The sequence below is a fragment of the Streptomyces paromomycinus genome (genome assembly GCF_003865155.1).
GTDB lineage: Bacteria > Actinomycetota > Actinomycetes > Streptomycetales > Streptomycetaceae > Streptomyces > Streptomyces chrestomyceticus.
On sequence record NZ_BHZD01000001.1, the window covers coordinates 653,059 to 671,894 of the forward strand.

At 71.6% G+C, this 18,836-nt stretch carries 14 protein-coding genes; 8 read left to right on the forward strand and 6 right to left on the reverse strand.

What is annotated here, in order from left to right; genetic code table 11:
- Positions 1–657: 657 nt before the first annotated feature.
- Complete coding sequence (locus OEIGOIKO_RS02555) at positions 658–1,104, forward strand: helix-turn-helix domain-containing protein (RefSeq protein ID WP_170251506.1); 447 nt, start codon at positions 658–660, stop codon at positions 1,102–1,104.
- 133 nt (positions 1,105–1,237) lie between these two features.
- Here OEIGOIKO_RS02555 and OEIGOIKO_RS02560 read toward each other — a convergent pair whose 3' ends face one another.
- The 6 genes from OEIGOIKO_RS02560 to OEIGOIKO_RS02585 all read right to left on the reverse strand — a co-directional run bounded on the left by OEIGOIKO_RS02560 (position 1,238) and on the right by OEIGOIKO_RS02585 (position 7,245).
- The gene (locus OEIGOIKO_RS02560) at positions 1,238–1,675 is read right to left on the reverse strand and encodes an NUDIX domain-containing protein (RefSeq protein WP_125051434.1); all 438 of its coding nucleotides are present in this window, start codon (positions 1,673–1,675) and stop codon (positions 1,238–1,240) included.
- Positions 1,676–1,775: 100 nt separating this feature from the next.
- A complete protein-coding gene (locus OEIGOIKO_RS02565; RefSeq protein WP_125051436.1) occupies positions 1,776–2,654 on the reverse strand; it encodes a glycosyltransferase family 2 protein in 879 nt (292 codons plus the stop codon).
- Positions 2,655–2,732: 78 nt separating this feature from the next.
- Positions 2,733–3,467: a nucleoside phosphorylase gene (locus tag OEIGOIKO_RS02570; protein ID WP_246177157.1), complete on the reverse strand. Its 735-nt coding sequence runs from the start codon at positions 3,465–3,467 to the stop codon at positions 2,733–2,735.
- Between the two features lie 47 nt (positions 3,468–3,514).
- Positions 3,515–5,539, reverse strand: a complete 2,025-nt coding sequence (locus OEIGOIKO_RS02575) for a B12-binding domain-containing radical SAM protein (RefSeq protein ID WP_246177159.1) — start codon at positions 5,537–5,539, stop codon at positions 3,515–3,517.
- Between the two features lie 16 nt (positions 5,540–5,555).
- Positions 5,556–6,761: a DegT/DnrJ/EryC1/StrS family aminotransferase gene (locus tag OEIGOIKO_RS02580; protein WP_125051440.1), complete on the reverse strand. Its 1,206-nt coding sequence runs from the start codon at positions 6,759–6,761 to the stop codon at positions 5,556–5,558.
- Positions 6,751–7,245, reverse strand: a complete 495-nt coding sequence (locus OEIGOIKO_RS02585; protein WP_125051442.1) for an RpiB/LacA/LacB family sugar-phosphate isomerase — start codon at positions 7,243–7,245, stop codon at positions 6,751–6,753. Before OEIGOIKO_RS02585 ends, OEIGOIKO_RS02580 begins: the two co-directional genes overlap by 11 nt.
- 274 nt (positions 7,246–7,519) lie before the next feature.
- Here OEIGOIKO_RS02585 and OEIGOIKO_RS02590 point away from each other — a divergent pair, with 274 nt between their 5' ends.
- From OEIGOIKO_RS02590 to OEIGOIKO_RS02620, 7 genes are all read left to right on the forward strand, one after another.
- Positions 7,520–8,911, forward strand: a complete 1,392-nt coding sequence (locus OEIGOIKO_RS02590) for a sporulation protein (protein ID WP_125051444.1) — start codon at positions 7,520–7,522, stop codon at positions 8,909–8,911.
- A 1,660-nt stretch (positions 8,912–10,571) separates the two neighbouring features.
- Positions 10,572–13,439, forward strand: coding sequence for a CRISPR-associated helicase Cas3' (gene cas3 / locus OEIGOIKO_RS02595; RefSeq protein ID WP_125051446.1), 2,868 nt, complete (start codon positions 10,572–10,574; stop codon positions 13,437–13,439).
- Between the two features lie 459 nt (positions 13,440–13,898).
- Entirely contained in the window at positions 13,899–15,494 is a 1,596-nt protein-coding gene (gene casA / locus OEIGOIKO_RS02600; protein WP_125051448.1) for a type I-E CRISPR-associated protein Cse1/CasA, read from the forward strand.
- Positions 15,495–15,593: 99 nt separating this feature from the next.
- On the forward strand, positions 15,594–16,250 hold the full coding sequence (gene casB, locus OEIGOIKO_RS02605; RefSeq protein ID WP_246177162.1) for a type I-E CRISPR-associated protein Cse2/CasB: 657 nt from the start codon (positions 15,594–15,596) through the stop codon (positions 16,248–16,250).
- Entirely contained in the window at positions 16,247–17,374 is a 1,128-nt protein-coding gene (gene cas7e, locus OEIGOIKO_RS02610; protein ID WP_125051450.1) for a type I-E CRISPR-associated protein Cas7/Cse4/CasC, read from the forward strand. Before casB ends, cas7e begins: the two co-directional genes overlap by 4 nt.
- A complete protein-coding gene (cas5e, locus tag OEIGOIKO_RS02615) occupies positions 17,371–18,144 on the forward strand; it encodes a type I-E CRISPR-associated protein Cas5/CasD (protein ID WP_125051452.1) in 774 nt (257 codons plus the stop codon). The genes cas7e and cas5e overlap by 4 nt, the downstream gene beginning before the upstream one ends.
- Positions 18,141–18,791, forward strand: a complete 651-nt coding sequence (locus OEIGOIKO_RS02620; protein WP_125051454.1) for a type I-E CRISPR-associated protein Cas6/Cse3/CasE — start codon at positions 18,141–18,143, stop codon at positions 18,789–18,791. Before cas5e ends, OEIGOIKO_RS02620 begins: the two co-directional genes overlap by 4 nt.
- Positions 18,792–18,836: the final 45 nt, after the last annotated feature.

Here is an 18,836-nt window from a genome sequence, read left to right on the forward strand (position 1 = left end):
GCAGCGGAGCCACAACCGCGTCAGGCATCCGGGCGTACAGGGTGTCCCGCGCGGTTCGGTCGTCGGCGTGGCACCGTTCTCGCCGCGTGCGTCGGAACTCGGCACAGGAACCGGATCTCGTCGCGGTCCTGGCGGCTGAACTGCAGGAACTTACCGAGCCGGTGGTGCGGGAAACCGCGGTGGTTGGCGCCGTCTCGCAACCAGCGTTCGCCGCAGCCGAGTTCCCGGGCCGCCTCACCGGGTTTCATGAACCCGTCGTGAACGACGGGAAGCGTCTTAGCGGGCACGGTGCCCTCTTCTCCCAGGGTCACCGTCCGGCGGACGAAGGGGCCGACGGGGCCCTGAAGCACACGTGGATCTCGTCGAGTTGGTGGCCGCCTGACCTGGGGCGCCGGGGACGGGTCGTGCTGCCGTGCGGCTCACATCGACCCGTATGGTGCCGCGTCCTGGGAGTGAGCGGCCGACGGGCCCGCTCACCGAAGCGGTGGGCGGTGCGGTTCCACGAGAGCAAGGTAATCGTTTCTCATATCATTAACCAGCATTACGCGCCGGTAATTTGAAAGATTCTGCCGGTGCTCGTCGGCGGTTCTGCGAGGATCACGCCCCCACTGCGGGCTTCTCTGGCTGCCTCTGCGGGTTTCTGGGACGATGTGCCCCATGGCCGCCACCCCGGACAGCGCCGCCCTGCAGCGTCTCGCCGACCTGACCACGGAACGCCGCATCCAGCTGGGCATGACCAAGAGCGACCTGGCGCGGGCCGCCGGGCTGACCATCAACACCTACAACAAGGTCGAGGCCGCCCGCCCCGTCCGGGACATCACGTACGGGAAGATCGAGCCCGTGCTCGGCTGGGCCACCGGCGCCTGCCGAGAGGTTCTCTCCGGAGCCGGCGAGGCTCCCGTGACCATGACATCCTCCAAGCACGGGGCACCCCGCGCGGTCTCCCCGGAGGTGTTCCAACGGGACATCGAGGAGGCGGTCCAGGCCGCGGCGATCACCGCGACGGACAACCTGACGACCGCTGACGTGCGCAAGCTGAAGCAGCACGTGGTGGAGGAGCTGCGCCGGCGCGGATATCTGCCTCCGGCCGAAACCGCTGACTGATCTGTTCCAGGCGGGCCCTGCTCAGGCGTCCAGTCAGTGTGCCAACGCCCGACCGACGCCTGTTCCTTCCACCGGCCGGCCCGGACGACACGAAGTGCAGCCCAGCCCGGTGCCCCGGCCGGTGTCCTCCGGGTCAGAACCAGCTTGTTGCCCGACCGAGTTGCCAGGCGCGGACCGCGTGGCGGTCCGTTGTTTCGGTGCAGGGATCCATGGCATCTGGCGAGAACCACGCCAGCTCGGAGCACCGATCGGGTTCGCGGTTCGCGGGTACGCCGTCCCACCGGGCGGTGTGGAAATACCATCCGACGACGGGTGTGCCGTCGTCGCTGATCTTGTTCAGCACATGGGCGGTGCGCAGGGCTTCGGCAGGTACGTGGAGGCCGACTTCCTCTTCGGCCTCCCGCACGGCTGCCTGGACCAGCAGTTCGCCGTGCTCGACACGGCCACCGGGCAGTGACCACATACCGTCGGCGAACCCGGTGTTCGCGCGCCGCATGAACAGAATGAGGCCTTCACGGTTTTCGATGAGGAGGCCGGCGAAGACGACGGAGGGGCGCTGGGACGCAGGCACACAGACCCTTCTGTGGAAGTTGGTGTCCGACAGACTGTACCGGGGCGGCAGCACAGTCGGATGCGGGCGCTGTGCAGCCTGGGTACCCGTGTGCCGCTGGTCAGAAGATCGGGGGGCGTCCCGCACGGATCAACCGGATCACGGTGCGCCAGCTCATGGGTGAGCGCGCACCGGGATAGGCACTCAGGCCCTCGCGGAGTCCGGTGAGTGTGGCCCGCCAGGCGTCCCGGCCGCGCACCCGCCCTGCGGTCAGCGCCACCCAGGTCGCCAGGCTGAGCGGGATCAGTGGGGCGGGGAGGTTGCGGCGGGCCAGCCACACCCGGTTGCGCGCGGTGAGCCGGTAGAACTCGGCATGCCGGGCCGGATGGGTGGCCGGGTGGTGGACGACGGTCTCGGGCCGGTACAGGCCCCGATAGCCCCGGTCCCACAGCCGCCAGGCGAGGTCCACGCCTTCGTGGAAGAGCCGGAAAGCCCCGGGCCAGGCCCCGGCGCGGTCGAAGGCCGACCGGCGCACCATGACGACGCCCTCGGCCATGACCGTCACGATGCCCGGGCGCGTCGCGTCGGCGGAGCGCAGGCGCGGCACCCAGCGGCGCAAGGTGACGCCGGTGACGGGGTCGGCGATACGCGGCTGGACGTAGGCCAGCGCAAGGTCACCAGTGAGTTCGGCGGCGAGCCGGGCCAGCACGTCGCGGGCGGGCAAGACGGCGTCGTTGTCGAAGAAGAACAGCAGGTCGCCCTTGACGTTGGCGGCGCCGACGTTGCGGCCTTCGGGGATGCCCACGTTGTCCGGCAGTTCCACAGTGCGCACGCCGTCGGGGACGTGGGCGGGGGCGACACCGTTGCCGACCACCACGACGTCGAGGGTGACGCCCTCCTGCTCCAGGAGGGAAGCCAGGCTTCTCGGTTCCTCATCGGGGCGGTCGTTCATGGTCAGGACGACCGCGCCGACGGTCGGCCGGGAAGCGCCAGTGCTCACGGGCAGGATCTTTCGGTAGCGGCAACGTCACCTACTGGTCGCCTTACCGTAATGCACGCCACCCCTGTGCCGGACGGTTCAGGGGGCCGGGGCCAAGGTGTCGACCGCGGTCCGCACCACGCCGCCCAGCACTGCACGCACGTGCGGGGCGTCGGTGCGCGGCCGACGGTTGACGAGCGCGTCGGCGACGACGAAGGTGGCCGCTGCCGCGGTGCCCCGGTACTCGGCGACGGCGAAGACGGCGGCGGCCTCCATGTCCGCGACGAGGATGCCTTCGGCGCCGTACCGCGTTACCTCCTGCACGGTTTCCCGGTAGGGCGCATCGGTGCTCCACGCGGCGCCGGTGCGTGCCGGCAAGCCGTGGGTGCGAAGGGTCCGGTGCAGGCTCCGGCTCAGCGCGGAGGCGGGGCGGGCGTAGCGTGCGGGGGCGAGGTAGTGGCGGGAGAGGCCTTCGTCGCGCAGGGCTTGGGAGCACACCACCACGTCTCCGGCGGTGAGGGACGTCTGCAGCGATGCCGCGGTCCCGACGGTGATGACCGTGCGCGCACCTAGTGCGATCAGTTGTTCGAGCACCAGGCCGGCGGCGGGAGCGCCCGGGCCGAAGCCACCGCACAGGCCCACCGTCGCGCCGTGGCGCTCGATCAGTCCCAGCTCACCGCGAGCCCACCCCGGGAGCGGGTGCACGGCGAAGCGGGCGTGAGCGTCGTACAGGACGGTCCGCTGGTAGACGAGGATGACGCCGGCGAGGCCCGAGAGCGTCGCATGCGGGTGCCGGGAGCGTACATAGGCGGCGTGCTCCGCGGGGTCGGTCACCGCCGGGAGAGTGTGCTTGCCGGGACCTGGGAGAAGCCCGTCGCCGCTCACTGGGCGGCCTCTCGTGCGGCCAGGGCGGTGGCGAGCCGGTCCTCGGCGGTGCGGTTGACGTGGTTGAGGGCGTGCCACGGCAGGACGGGATCGTCCATGTGCCGCAGGTGCCGGTCATAGTCCAGGCCGTGTCGGTCGAGCGCCTCGACGAGTTGGTCCTTGGTCAGTTCCGCCAGGTCGGTGCCGGCGTCGTAGAGGTCTTCCAGGACATGGCCGACGCGACGGTCGCCGCGGGAGCAGACGACTTCCAGGTGCATCCGGCCGGTGGCGAACTGCTCCACCCGGTAGTACGCCTCGAAGTCCGTGTCACCGGCCAGCGCGCGGACGCGGTCGCGGATCTGGTCGCCGTAGGCGTGGACCACGTCCGGGTCCGTCATCGCCAGACGCTGTGTGGGCGTGCCGGGCTTCGGCATGAACTGGTGCAGCTTGATGATCACGTTGGTGTCCGTGGCACCGAGCCGCCGCCGCACGTCCACGGCGTAGTCGGCGATGGCGAGACGGTCTGCGGGGCGCTCGCCGGGGGCGCCGATGATGAAGTAAAGCATGACCGTGTTGATGTTCCCGTTCGCCCGGCACAGTTCAAGGGCCCGGTGGATGCGCGCGGGAGTCTGAGTCTTGCCGTACAGCGCGACGAGGTCGGGACTGGCCCACTCGGGGGCAATGGTGATCACGCCGCGCGCCTTCGCCGCGTGCAGTTCGGTGAACAGGTGGCCGAATTCGCCCAGTTCGGTGACGGCGTCGAGATAGTCGGCGCTGATCTCGTCGGCCCGGATAGAACCGATGATCGTGGTCACCTGGCGGCCTGCGGTGGCGGCACGGTGGGCGTAGGCGCGCAGGCGCTCCAGGAGTTGTTGGCGGTGCCGGTACTGGGTGAAGGTCGGTGCGCTGATGATGACGGTGGGGACCTGGAGTTCTTCGAGACGGTCGATGTAGGCGAGCAGCAGTGGGAGAGGTGCCTGCCGGAAGGGCGGGATCCCGAGGTTGCAGAACGAGCAGGTGTGGCGGCAGCCGATGACCGGGTGCATGCCGGCGGCCGTCCCGTCGGTGATCGGGTAGACGAAGTGTGCGTCGCGCAGCTCGCCGACGCCGAGGTACTGGGCGTGCACGCGCGCCGGCACCCTGGCGCTCCGGGGGCCCAGCGCCTGGACGCCGCCGCCGGGAGCGAAGTGCGGTTCGTACAGGGCCGGCACATAGAGCCCGGGCACCCGCGCAAAGTCCTGCAGCAGGGCCGCCCGCGCGGGCGGCGTGCCGGCCGCGGGGTGCGCGGCCTTGGCCCGATGGACGAGGTGCAGCAGCTCGGCGAGGGACTGTTCGGCTTCGCCGATGGCCACCACGTCGAGGTAGTCCGCCAGCGGTTCGGGGTCGGCCAGGCCCTGGTTGCCGCCGATGACGAGCGGGTGGCGGCCCGGGACACGGTCGCGGCTGCGCCGGGGGATCCCGGCCAGATCCAGCAGGCGCAGCACGCTGTGCAGATCCCCCGCGTTGATCATGGAGATGCCGACGATGTCCGCCTCCCGCACCGGACGGGGCGACTCGACCGTGCGGTAGGGCACACCGTCCGGGGTGGAGAGACGGTTGCCCTCCCGGACGAGACAGTCGTACTGCAGGGCCCGTTCGGCGACGGCCGGGATGTGCGGACTGCGGTTGACCAGGTCGTACAAGGCCATCGGCCCGTTGCACATCAGCGAGAAGGCGTGGCCGAACGGGAGCATGAAGACCATGCGCAGCAGGCCGCCGGAAGTCTTGCGCGGGTACGGGGCGGTCAGACGGGTCTCGTGCAGGTTGGCGATCTCCTCATCGAGGACCGACGCCGGGCCGGGGCTGAGGGCGTGCGGTACCTCACGGCGGTGCGGGTGAGTGCGGGGCTGGTCGGGCGTGGTGTTGGCGGACGGGCCGTGCGGGGTCTCCGAGTGCTCCGCCGCGGGGGCCGCCTGGGCGGGTACGGCGCGGTCGGCGGACGTGCCGGGGGCGGCGGGGCGGGTGTCGGGGCGGGGCGAAGCAGGGGTGCGGCGTGCCATCATCGGTCGTCCTTCGGGGTCACGGTGCCGGGTACGTGCGGGCGACCTGGGCGGTGGCCTGCCGGATGGCGTCGGTGATCTGCTGCTCGTCGGCAGCGGGGATCCGCGGGTGCAGGCAGGGGCACAGCAACCGGTCGATGAGCCGTTCGGCGCGCGGGCAGCTCCGGCCACCGACGTGCTCGCGCACCCGGCGGTGGAAGAGGTAGGCCGGCCGGTCGCTGATGATGCTGCCGACCCCGTACTCCCGGGCCAGGGTTTCCATCAGCGCATCGCGCCCCCGGCCGGCCCAGGTCTCGGGCACGAGCAGGTTGTGCCGGTAGTACAGGTGCTGACGATCAGGCAGGGTCGGCGGCGGTGTCAGCTCTTCGACGTCGGAGAGGAGCGTGGTGCGCTGGTGCGCACGGGCGATGCGCGCGTCGTTCATCTCGTCCAGGCGGGCGAGCTGGACCAGTCCGACGGCCGCCTGGGCCTTGGTCATCATCTGGTTGGTGCCCCATTCCTGGGTGCCGCCGTAGGTGCGCAACTGGCGCAGGCGCTCGGCCAGGAAGGCGTCGTTGGTGGTGACCATGCCGCCCTGGCCGAGGGTCGTCATGAGTTTTTTCGACTCGAAGGAGAACATCGTGGCCCAGCCCTCGGCGCCCACACGGGCGCCGGACGGGGACCGGCCGCCGCAGGCCCGCGCGGCGTCCACGATCACCCGGGGCGGGCCGTGCACCGGATGCGGGTGCCGCGCGGCCAGCTCCACGAACGGGCGCAGGTCGCAGACCGCGCCGTTCCAGTGCGTCACCACGATGGCCCGCGTCCGGGCGCTGAGGACCCGCTCGGTGTCCGCCGGGTCAAGGTTCAGCGTGGGCAGCGCGGGTTCGGCCAGAACGAGGCGGGCGCCCTGACCGATGACGGCCAGGTGCGGGCCGACGAAGTTCACGGCACAGGAGACCACTTCGTCCTCGGGGCCCAGGTGCAGGCAGCGCAGCAGCATCTCCAGGGCGGTGCCGCCGGAGTTGAAGGCGACGGCGCACCGGCTGCCGGTGTAGACGGCGAACGCCTCCTCGAAAGCGGCCACGCCCACGGCGGCCTTCCAGCCGATCCGCCAGTTGTCCGACTCGGCCAGCAGCGCGTCCACCGCGGCGTGCTCGGCGGCCGTGTACCAGCCGCCCTGAGCCGGTTCGACCGGCCACCGCAGGCGGGACCGGGAGCGGGGCACGGTCGCACGGTCAGTGGGCATGGCGGTCCTCTTGGCGACCCTCTGGGCGGTTCTCGAAGTCGGTGATGAGCGCGAGCTTCGCCGCGGCCGACGAGGTCACGTCGAACCGGTAGGTCATCCACTGCCGGACCAGCTCCCGGGCCAGGCCGAGACCGACCACGCCCTGCCCGAGCGCCAGCATCTGGGCGTTGTTGTGGAGCACGGCGTGCCGGATTGACAGCGGGTCGTGGGCGGTCACCGCGCGCACTCCCCGGACCTTGTTGGCCGCGATGGCGATGCCCAAGCCGGTGTGACACACCAGCACCCCCCGGTCGGCCGCGCCTGCGGCGACCATCTGCGCGGCCGCGAACGCCACCTCTGGATAGACGGCACCGCCTCGGGCGTCCACGCCGACATCCGTCACCGACGAGACCAGCACACTGGACCGCAGGTCTGCGGCCAAGGCTTCCTTGTACGCGTGACCGGCCTGGTCGGAGCCGACCACGATGCGCAACCGTTCCACCAGTGCCCCTTTTCCACGTGATGCCGCCGGGCCGCGCCGGTGGCCTGTGCCCTCATCTCACCGTCCGCCCGCCGCTCCGGGGAGGGCTCACACGAGGGCTCACAGCTCGCAGCGGCGGTTCACCGCTACCCTGCAGGGCAATAACCTCGGCGGCGCACCCTGCGCGCTTCGGTCAACTCTCGGCACCCAGGCCTGATCATCAGGCCCTACGGCGCCCGACAACTGTCCCCGTCTCTTCGCATAAGCCTTTTCCAGCGCTGCCCCGGAAGGGGGACAGGTGCCCATGACTGACCGCCGGGCCCGCCCGCCCAACACGGAACTGGCCCGGCTCATCGAAGCCTGCGGCGCGAGCAAGAAGTCCTTGGCTCTGCGCGTGAACCAGTTGGCGCACCACGCCGGAATACAGGCCTCCTACTCCCACACCAGTCTCGCCAACTGGGCCCGGCGGGGCGTGACCCCGAAGTGGCCCGTGCCCGTACTGCTCGCCCAGGCGGTCGCCGAACGCCTCGGCCGGCCCGTGACCCTCGCCGACATCGGCATGGAACGGGACGAGACACCGGATGCTCAGGTGGGATTGGATTTCGCCCGGGACCGTGCAGATGCGGTCCGTGTCGCCACCTCGTTCTGGAGCAGCGTGAACCGTCGCGATTTTCTGACCGGATCCGGCTTCGCCGCATCCGCCTTCACCACTCCGGTGACCCGCTGGCTGGCCATCCCCGCCGACCAGACGGCCGATCACAGCGGAGGCCGGCGGGTCGGCCGGGCCGACCTCGCCGAGCTGCGCGAGTCCGCTGACGAGGCCCGCCGCTGGGACTCCAAGTACGGCGGCGGCAACTGGAAGGCCAGTTCCGTCACCGCCTGCCTGACCCAGCGCTCCGCTCCCCTGCTGCGCGGCTCCTTCTCCGACGCCGTCGGCCGCGAGCTGTTCTCCGTCACCGCGGAACTGTCCCGCCTCGCCGGGTGGACCGCTTTCGACGTCGGCCGCCATGACGCCGCGCAGCGCCACTTCATCCAGGCACTGCGTCTGGCCCGCGCCGGCGGCAATGTACAACTCGGCTGCTACGTCCTGACCACCATGGCCATGCAGGCGCTCCTGCGCGGTTTCGTCTCCGAAGCCATCGACATGGCCCAGGGCGCCCACGAACGCGGCAAAGGCCAAGCCGTCCCACGGGTGCTGGCCTTCACCAAACTCATCGAGGCCCGCGCCCACGCCCGAGACAACAATGCCCCAGCAGCCTCCCGGGCCCTGGCCGCCTCAGAAACCCTCCTCGGGCAGGCCGGCGCCCGACAAGGTGATGACCCGGCCTACATCGACTTCTATCATCACGCCCGGCTGTCCGCCGACGCGGCCGAAATCTTCCGGGACCTGCACAACCCCGAGGCTGCCCTCGCCTGGAATCAGCAGGCCGCCGCCATGCCAGCGGGCGTCTTCACCCGCTCGGTCGGCATGCGGCTCGCCATCGTCGGCACCGCCCACCTCCAGGCCCGCGACCTGGACCGCGGTCTCGCGCTCGGGCACCAATCCGTCGACATCCTCGCCCGCGTCCAGTCCACCCGGGCTTCGGACTACGTCCGCGAGTTCACCACCGCCCTGGCCCCCTGGCGCCACGAGCCGGCTGTCCGCGGCTTCGTCCACCGCGTCCGCACCGAACTGAACATCGCGGCCTGACGGCCATCTGGTCAACGACAGGAGCGTCCGGCCGGCGAGCCGCGTCTACCTGGATGGTGGCAGGCGCCTCTCCCGGTGTTCCAGATGCACCCGGCCGGGACCTGCGGACGTACCCCAGCACCGTCACACAGCATCGGCAAGCCTCCTGATACCCGTCCCGCCCGGCCTTCCGCACCAACAGGGTGGCTCGGCGATTGTTACGGGCGGGGCGCGGAGCGGACTCGCGCACCGACGCATGCTCCAAGCTTCCCCGGCCGGGAGCCCCCGCTACGCGTCCCTGGGCACAGGCTCGCAAGACACCCAGCCGTCCGAGCGCGGCCGACTTGGAGCAGCTACTGCTGCGCTGCAGTGATCCCGACGGGGCGGGCTGCCCCCGCGGGGACCAGTTCGCCGAGACACCCCCGTTGTTCGGTCCACCCGGCGTCGCCGCTGGGTGAGACGCCGGGTGCGGTGCTGTCGTGTCCCACTGCGAGGCAGGCACCAACGACGACAAGAGCACCTGCCCGTCCTCGGCCGCCGGACACCTCGATGAGCGTCGTCGGCGCCCTCTGCCGCGCACACCGACCGCAGATTTCACGATTTCCCCCTACGGCAGGCGCCGCTGACCGTAGGCTCCATTCGCGCGGCATCCTGCTCTGCCTCCGATCCACCACGCGCTCGGACACCGAGTCCGGGGCCGATCACCGGAGGTACGCAAGATGCGACGCCGCTTAGGGAACCTGGCCGACCGGCTGGGCCGACGCGAGCTGGCACTCATCGTCATCGGAGCCGTCGTCTCTCCTGTGGCAGCCAAGATCGTGGACGCCCTGCTGTAGCTGACGAACCTGGTGTTTACGCCACCAGGTTCGCCAGCCGCTCAGCGGCCGGGTGCCCACCAGCCCCGGGGACACGTCCTACGTGTCCCCGGGGCCAGCGGCTCGGCTATCGGGCACGGACCGTTACAGCCCCGCACAGCTTTCCTCACACCTTTGCGGTAACCCATGCGCTTCGATGGTGCGCGTACAGGGTTGACTTACTTCTGGCGTGAGCCTCTCACATGACTGTTGCGTACGCACTAGTTATTCGACAAGCGACGCTTGCTTCTTGACTGCCCATTCGACGCTCTCGACTCGTTTCGTTGACCCCTCACAATCGTGTGCCGGCATGGATGTATCGGCAGGGATTGGGGGGCGTCTGGCCAACCGGGTGCCACGCCACGCTGCGAGAATGCACCGGGCTCTCTCCCTTGTGCATCAACTGCGCAGCGATGTCACGCAGCTCACCGCACGTCGCAATCACGTGGTGACTCGGGATGCGTAACGAGTGGATCCGCAGGTGGTCAAGCAGCGTCTTGTCTGGGTCGAGCTCTCGTCCCCGGGCTCGCGCGGGCGACAGGGGCTCCGTTCGTATCCCGTGTCCAGCAGGTCCTCGATCAACACCGGCCGGGCAGGCTCCCCAGTGTCACTGCCCTACCCAGTGCGAAGGTCCCTCCAGGCCAGGACGACCCAACCGTCGGCGACCGGGCGGATGGTGGCCTGCTGACGTCTGCCGTCCCTTGTTCCGAGCGGGCCACGCACGCGACACGTCGGGCGGGGCGCTGTCAGTGGGGTGTGCTTGGCTTTTTCGCACACTCGGTTGCACTGGGGCGGCGACGTCAGGCAGTGAAGGGGTTGGGGTGTCCATGGGTGCTGAGGACGTGCCGAACGAGTCGTTGTGGGGGAAGTCGCGGGGGCTGGATCCGCAGTTGCCGCCGTATCCGCTGGTGCGGCATCTGCTGGATGCGGCGGCCATGGCCTTGCATCTGTGGGACGAGTACCTGTCGGCGAACCAGCGGTGCAGCATCGCAGCTGGTCTGGGGGTCGGCGATGACGAGGCAGCGGCGCGGGCGGCGGTCGGCCTGTGTGCCGGGTTGCACGATGTGGGCAAGCTGTCCGGCTTCCAGTTCTGTTCCCGGCACGGCCGCGCACACCTTGATCCGGTGTTCCGTGCGGATGCCGGGACGATGACGGCCGACCGGATGGGGCATGACGTGGCCGGTCTGAAGGCGGCCGAGGCCGCCCTGGCCGCCCTGGGGTTCGATACAGAGGACGAGTACGGGGCCGCGGCACGGATCGCGGAGATCATCGGGGGGCATCACGGCCGGTTCCACCGCCCGGATGACACCGGGGGCGACGATCCCTTCCTCGGTACCGGTGTGTGGGAGCGGCAGCGGGTGGCCCATGTGAGGGCGGTGCACTGTCTGCTGGGAGCGCCTGCGGAGCCGGAGTCTTTTGATGCGCCTGCGGCCGTGCTCGTGACGGGTGTGGTGATTCTGGCGGACTGGCTGGTCAGCCAGGCGGACTACCTGCGGCGTCGGCAGCAGAGCCTGGAGGCATCGCTGGAGGCGCACTTCGTGCGGTCCTGTGCGGATGCGGCGGGGCTGCTGGCCGAGGCCGGGCTGACGCCGGTGGAGTTGTCCCGGCGCGGCTTCTCGGAGGCGTACGGGATCGCCGGGGAGCCCAACCCGCTGCAGCGATCCGTCATGGAGGAGCTGCCCGGTGCGGTGGGAGGTGGTGGGCGGGGCGGAATCCTGCTGGTCACTGCGGCGCCGGGGGACGGCAAGAGCGAGGCTGCTTTGGAGGCCGAGCGCGTGGTGTCGGCCGCGTTCGGGACCCGGGGGCTGGCTTTCCTGCTGCCGACGATGGCGACGAGCGATCAGATGTACGGGCGGGTGGCGGGTGCGCTGCGCCGGCAGGCGGGGGATGGTGCCGGGCTGACGCTCGTCCACAGCATGGCCTGGCTCAACGACGCCTACAGCGACGACGACCTGGCCGCGGGGACGCCGGTGGTGACCTGCGACGGTGACGAGCGGGCCGTGGGGCGGGAGCGTGCTGAGGCGGACATGCGACCGCGGCAGTGGCTGCGGGGGGCGAAGCGCCCGCTGCTGGCGCAGTTCACGGTGGGCACGGTGGATCAGGCGCTGATGGCGGTGCTGCCGGTGCGGCACAACGCCCTGCGGCTGCTGGCGTTGTCGAACAAGACGTTCATCGTGGACGAGGCGCATGCCTACGACCCGTATATGCAGGTGCTGTTGGCGCGGCTGCTGAACTGGCTGGGGGCCTACGGGGTTCCGGTGGTGCTGCTGTCGGCGACCTTGCCGGCCTCCGTGAGCGACCGGCTGATCAAGGAGTATCTCCGGGGCGCCGGCCACCGCACGGATCGCCTCGCGCAGCTGTCCTTCCCGGCGCCGTACCCGGGCTGGCTGTATGTGGATGCCGCCGCGGCACCAGGTAGCAAGGGCCCGCGGGCCACTGCGATCTCCGAGGAGGCCAAGCAGGCGCAGGCCGTCGAGCGGAGCATGGCGCTGCGGGTGCAGGTCGAGCCGGTCACCCACGGGCCGACCCAGCCGGCGGCGCGCCGCCGGCTGGCGGTGATCGAGCGGCTGCTGGCCCCGGTCGTCGAGGGTCAGGGCGGTGTCGCGCTGGTGGTCTGCAACACGGTGGCCGACGCACAGGAGACCTATCAGGCGTTGCGGGCGCGCGTCGATGACCGCTCCCACCGTGACGGTGGTGACGTGCAGCTCCTGCACGCCCGGTTCCCCGGGGAGGTGCGGGAGCGGCGTACCGCGTCGGTTACCGGCGGGCTGGGGCGCACCGGGCCGCGGCCGGTGCGCCGCATCGTCGTGGCCACGCAGGTGGTCGAGCAGTCGCTGGACCTGGATGCCGACCTGGTGATCAGCGATCTGGCGCCGCTGGCGCTGTTGTTGCAGCGGGCCGGCCGGTGCTGGCGGCACGAGAACTGGTGGGCCCGCCGCACGCGGGCCGACGGGCCCAGTCGCCCGGCCTGGGCCGGGGAGCCGGTGCTGGTGGTCCTGGATCCGCTGGCCGGGGGCGGCAGCGTGCCGCGGCACTGGGGCGAGGTGTATACCGAACACCTCCTGGCCGCCACGTCCGCGGCCGTCGCTGCCCTGGACGGGCGCACCGTCGCGGTTCCCGGCGAGGTGCAGGCGCTGGTGGAGTCCGTGCACGGCGCGGCAGCGGAGCCCGTCGACTGGGAGGCCCTCGACGCCCGGGGCCGGACGGCCTGGAGCGCGCATCGCGGCAAGGAGCTCGCCGAGCGCGGGCAGGCGGGCCTGGTGGCCATTCCCCGGGCGCAGCAGGTGGGTGGGCTGCATGCGCTGCACAGCCTGCCCGGCGAGGAGGACGAGTGGGAGACCGCCACCCGGCTGGGAGCGGAATCGGCGCGGCTGCTGTGCGTCTACCTGCACCCGGACGGCCGCACGACCCTCGACCTCGATGGCCAGGAGCCGCTGCCTGCGGCCGGCCCCGGTGATGCGGTCACGGCGGCTGCGGTCCGTGCCGTGATGCGCCGCACGGTGCCGGTGCGCGGGACCTGGTTTTCGGGAGAGGACCGGGAACGGCTGGCGCCGCCCGCCGCGTGGGGGCAGCATCCGCTGCTCAGCGAGGTCTTGGTCCTGTGCCAGCCGGTGGTGGCAGGGGTGCCGCAGCCGGTGGCGGTGAGCGGCAAAAGGCTTCACCTGGACGAGGATCTGGGGCTGGTACGGCAGTAGGCAGCGTCGGCTGTGTAGTGCGCACCCCCACGGTGGCGGGGAGAGAGCTCCGCAGAGGACCGGTCCGCGCTCGTTCAGCGGAACACCCCCACGGTGGTGAGGAACAGTGACACGAAGGCGCGGACTGGGCATCGCCCGGCTGCACGATACGCCGCAGCCGACGCGGCACGCAGCGTCGGCGCCTGCGCGTGCGGGCGGCCGTCGGCTCGTTCCCCCCATCCGGCCCATCGCGGGCACCGCCCTCACGTACCGACCCCCCTCTTGAACTCCCCGGTCTTTCAGCTTGATTGGGCTGCGGACGATCGCCGGCTCTGGTTCACTCGGCCGTGGGACCCGGCCCCGGACGCCCGTTGTCAGTGGCGGGTGCTTGGATGTGCAACACGTCGCGGCAGGCACACCGTTGGCGAAGGCGCGCCCCGGTCCGGGGTGTGCTGTGCTGCGTTTCGTCGGTGAGAGGGGATGGCGGTGGGTGGGGGGTTCGATCTGCGGGACGAGCCGTGGATTCCGGTGCGCTTAGCAGACGGTGCGCCGCAGCGGCTGGGGCTGCGCGGGGTTCTCCAGCGGGCGCACGAGATCACCGACCTGGAGCTGCCGGTGGCACCGGCCGCGGCGGGCCTGCTGCGCATCCTGGCCGCGGTGACGGCCCGGGTCGCCGGCGCACACGGGGACACACTCGGCGATCCGGGGCCGGCGGAGAACCTCCAGGACTGGCTGCGACTGCGACACAAGATCCTGCGTCACGGCAGGTTCGAACCCGGCGCGGTGGACGCGTACTTCGATGAGGCGGTGCCGGCGGGCCGATTCGATCTCTTCGATGCCGCGCGGCCGTTCCTGCAGGATCCGCGGCTGGCGACGGAGTGCGTCACGGCGAGCGGCGAGCCGAATCCGTCGGGGGTCAACAAGCTCGTCTTCGGACGGCCGACCGGCGTCAACGGCGCCATTTTGTTCGGGCACTTCACCGACGCCGCGCCGGCGCCGGTCCCCGCGGCCGAGGCCGCCTGGCACCTGATCGCGCAGCTGTTCTTCGGCCCGTCGGGCCAGTGCACCCCCCGGCGCATCACCGACCAGCGCACCGGCAGCACCGACGCGGCCCCGTTGCGCAAATCCGTGTCGTACTTCCCCTGGGGGCGAGAGCTGTTCACCACGCTGGTGCTGGCCGTGCCCCGCCCCGATACGGCCCCGGACGAAGGAGGACAGGATGCGTGTCCATGGGAGGAGGACCTCCGCTCCCCGCTGGCGCCGCTTGAGCCCCTGACCTGGCCGGGGCGGCTGCTGACCGGCCGGTTCCGGCACGCCGCCCTTCTGGTGCCGTCCGCAGATCACCGCGCGGTCACCGACGCCTACCTCACCTGGGCCACCCACGAACGGCTCCACCGGGTGCGCGACCCGTACCAGATCCTGGACCGGCGCGCGGACGGCGACTTCCAGCCGCGGGAGGCGGACAGCGCCCGGGCGCTGTGGCGCGATGTGGACGCGCTGCTGCTGAAGACCAGCCGCACCGACGCGCAGCGCCCGCCCTGCCTGGAGGAGCTGCCCAAGGCCCTGCGGCCGACGCTGCGGGTGCGGGCGTACGGCTTCGACCAGGACGGGCAGCAGAAAGACAGCGTCTGGTTCCAGGCGACGACTCCCCCGGTGCTGCAGTGGCAGGAGGAGAACGACCGGTCCATGGCCCACCACATCGCCCGCTGTCACGAGGCGGCCGAGCGCACCGGGCAACGGCTGGAGCTCGCCGCCATGGTCGGCTGGAAGCTGTCCGCCGACCCGGCCGCGGACGCCTCGCCGACGGCCAAGGTCCGTCTCGATCGCCGCAAGCCCGGACCGTGGGCGTCCGCGGCGCTGCACCGGTTCTGGCCGGCCGCCGAGGACACGTTCTGGCGCCTGGCCGTCCCCGAGCAGTCCGGGACGGAGGTCATGCGGCCCTTCGTAGAGGCGGCGCTGACCGCGCTGGACGCGGCCGTCGGCGGGGTCAGCAGGGCCGACATCCGCGTGGCCCGGGCCCGCAGCCGGGCCCGCGGCCTGCTGCTGGCGCTGCTGCGCCCGGCCACGGCCGACTGACCCGACCGCACCCGCATCATTCCCCGCTCCACCCCACCACCACCTGTCACCGCATGCGGTGATGCCCCGGCCCACCGTCACCCCCGTTAGGGAAGTGCCATGAGCAGTACACCCTCCGCGCCCGCGGCGCGGCCGAGCCAACAGCGCGCCTCCGACCGGTTCATCGCCTACGTCCAACAGCTGTGTGCCTCCAACCGCACGCGCGCCGAACTGCGCCGCGGGCTCGGCCTGCCCGTCGACCGCTGCAACTACCTCCACCGCTACCTGGTGCCCTTCCTCGCCCCGACCCACGGCAAGCAGGTCCCCCGCGAGCAGCGGCGCGCGTACTACGCGGTGGCCGCCCTCATCGCGGCCCGCCCCCGTGCCGTACGCGACGCCGAGCCGGCGGGCTGGCACGAGGGGCGGCCGCCGGAGAACTGGTTCGCGCGCGCGAACCTGGGCGCCTGCCTGGGATACGCCGCGGCCGACGGCGTCCTCAAGGCCCGGTCGGCCGAGAACGTCCTGCACCTGATGTGCCGGCAGAGCGCCGAGAGCATCCACCCCGGGCTGCCGGCGCTCACCCGGCAGCTGGCCAACGGGGGCGTGGCGGTGGACTGGGCGGTGCTGCTGGAGGACCTCGCCCGCTGGGACCGTGACCGGGACCGCATCGCCACCCGCTGGCTGGAGAGCTACTTCCGGGTCCTGCACGCCGAGAACCCGGCCGACCTGACCGTACCGAACGCACTCAACGACAGCACCGAGGAGAACGAGTCATGAGCCTCTACCTGGACCTCAGCGCCCTGCAGTCGGTCCCGGTCGCCAACCTCAACCGGGACGACCTGGGCTCGCCCAAGCAGGTCAGGTACGGCAACGCACCCCGCATCCGGGTCTCCAGCCAGTCCTGGAAGCGGGTGATCCGCGACGGCGTGGAGACCGACCTCGGCGAGAAGGCCGTGCGGACCCGGATGGTGCCCGTCAAGGTCCGTCAAAAGCTGGAGGACGCGGGCTGGCCGAAGCCGCTCGCGGAGTTCGCGGGAGAGCAGGTCGTCGCCAGCGTCGGGAAGAAGGGCATCGGCACGGAAAAGGAGGGGCACACCTCCGTGCTGCTGTTCGTGCCTGCGGCGGCGATCGAGGACCTGGCCGCGGTGTGCTCAGATCACCGTGCGGCCCTGGAGAAGGGCCAGACGGCCAAGAAGCCGGGACGACTGCTGCCCGCGGAGCGCATCGAGGACATCCTCAAGCAGCGCACCTCGTCCATCAGCCTGCTCGGCCGCATGCTGGCGGAGGTGCCCGGCGCCAACGTCGACGGCGCGGCGCAGGTCGCCCATGCCTTCACCACGCACGCCGCCGAGCCCCAGCGCGACTACTTCACCGCCGTCGACGACTGGACCGGCGAGACGGAAACCGGCAGCGGCCACCTGGACACCGCGGAGTTCAGCGCCGGGGTCTTCTACCGCTACGCCACCGTCAACGTCACCGACCTGATCAAGAACCTGGAAGGCGACGCTAAAACGGCCCGCACCGTGCTGCAGTCCTTCGCCGAGCACTTCCTGTTCTCCCTGCCCCAGGCCAAGCGCACCAGCACCGCCCCGCACACCCTGCCCGACCTGGCCTACCTCGCCGTGCGCGAGCACCGTCCCATCTCGCTGGCCGCCGCCTTTGAAACCCCCGTGACCGCCGATGGCCGCGGCGGCTTCTCCCCCGCCTCACGCACCGCGCTGGCCTCCTACGCGACGCAGATCAACCGGCTGACCGGCCAGCGCCGCCGGCGCTTCCACGGCCACACCACCATCGCCCCCGACGAGCAGCTGGCCGGGATCGGCGACGCCCACGACTCCTTCGACCAGCTCACCCAAGCCGCGGTCGACAGCGCCCTTCCCGCCCCCGGGCAGCCGGCATGAGCGCACTGATCCTGCGCCTGGCCGGACCGCTGCAGTCCTGGGGCGAACGCTCCGCGTTCGCCCCGGTGCGCGACACGGCGCCGTTTCCCACCCGCTCCGCCCTGACCGGGATGTTCGCCGCCGCCGAAGGCATCAGCCGCGACGACAGCGGCGCCCTGCACCGCTACCGGCCGCTGCGGTTCACCATCCGCATCGACCGGCCCGGCGTCCCGCTGATCGACTACCACACCGCCGGCGGCGGCCGTCGCACCTCCCGTACGGCGGCCACCAGCGGCGGCAGCAACAAGGGCGCCGCCGTCATCACCCGCCGCCACTACCTGGCCGACGCGGTGTTCGTCGTCGCGGTCTCCGGGCCCGAGCCCACCATCGACCGCCTGGCCCGCGCCCTGCGCCGCCCCTGCTGGGCCCCCTACCTCGGCCGCCGCTCCTGCGTGCCCGACGAGCCGCTCCTGCTGCACGCCCGCGCCGCCGACCCCGAGACCGAACTGCGCACCCGTGTCCCGCTCAGCCGCACCCCCCAGCCGACAAGCTCCGGCACCGCCACCCTCGCCGTCCCGTTCCTCTACGAACACCCGCCCACCGACGGGCAGCCCGGCGCCGAGGCCGACACCGTCAGCGTCAACGACATCCCGCTCAGCTTCTCCCCCCAGGCCCGCGCCTACGGCTCGCGCACCCTGCACCGCACCACCGAACAGCTCCCCGCCGCCCTCGCCGGCCCCCAGCACACCCTGCTCCCCCGACTGATCGACTACGCCCGGGACCACGCATGACCGACCACCCCCTGCTCGCGCGCATCCGGCTCAACCCGCACAGCCGCGACGTCCAGCGCGATTTGCGCGACGCCACCGAAATGCACCGCACCGCCATGCGCCTGGTCCCGGACCACCTCGGCCACAGCGCCCGCCAGCAGGCCGGCCTCCTCTACCGCATCGACGAGAGCGACACCGCCAGCACCCTGCTCGTCCAGGCCCGCCACCTCGACCTCACCCGCCTCGGCGACGGCTACGGCCACGGCGAGGTCAAAAGCCTCGCCCCCATGTTCCAGGCGCTGCGCGAAAAGCTCACCGTCCGCTACCGCATCGTCGTCAACCCCTCCAAACGCGAACTCCTGCCGAAGTCCGCCGGCAGCAGACGCGGCCGCATCATCCCCCTCGCCGGAGCCGACGCCGACCAGTGGTGGACCCGCCGCGCCGCCGACGCCGGCCTCCACCTGACCACCCTCATCCCCACCCCGCTGCAGCCCGTGCGCCCGCACGGCAAGGACGCATCCTCCATGCGCCACAGCCTCATGCGCTACGACGGCACCGCCACCATCACCGACCCCACCGCCCTCACCCACGCCCTGACCACCGGCATCGGCCGAGCCAAACCCTACGGCGCCGGCCTCCTCAGCCTCGCCCCCGCCACCACCCGATGAGCACGCCCCGCAAGGGCGGCGACGCCCGCAGACGGCTCGCCGCCC

Excerpts from the sequence above, each read along its gene's own strand:
- cas3 (WP_125051446.1), top strand. The coding sequence starts at position 10,572 with ATGGGTGCTGAGGACGTGCCGAACGAGTCGTTGTGGGGGAAGTCGCGG.
- OEIGOIKO_RS02620 (WP_125051454.1), top strand. The coding sequence starts at position 18,141 with ATGACCGACCACCCCCTGCTCGCGCGCATCCGGCTCAACCCGCACAGC.
- cas7e (WP_125051450.1), top strand. The coding sequence starts at position 16,247 with ATGAGCCTCTACCTGGACCTCAGCGCCCTGCAGTCGGTCCCGGTCGCC.
- cas5e (WP_125051452.1), top strand. The coding sequence starts at position 17,371 with ATGAGCGCACTGATCCTGCGCCTGGCCGGACCGCTGCAGTCCTGGGGC.
- OEIGOIKO_RS02555 (WP_170251506.1), top strand. The coding sequence starts at position 658 with ATGGCCGCCACCCCGGACAGCGCCGCCCTGCAGCGTCTCGCCGACCTG.
- casB (WP_246177162.1), top strand. The coding sequence starts at position 15,594 with ATGAGCAGTACACCCTCCGCGCCCGCGGCGCGGCCGAGCCAACAGCGC.
- OEIGOIKO_RS02575 (WP_246177159.1), bottom strand. The coding sequence starts at position 5,539 with ATGATGGCACGCCGCACCCCTGCTTCGCCCCGCCCCGACACCCGCCCC.
- casA (WP_125051448.1), top strand. The coding sequence starts at position 13,899 with ATGGCGGTGGGTGGGGGGTTCGATCTGCGGGACGAGCCGTGGATTCCG.
- OEIGOIKO_RS02580 (WP_125051440.1), bottom strand. The coding sequence starts at position 6,761 with ATGCCCACTGACCGTGCGACCGTGCCCCGCTCCCGGTCCCGCCTGCGG.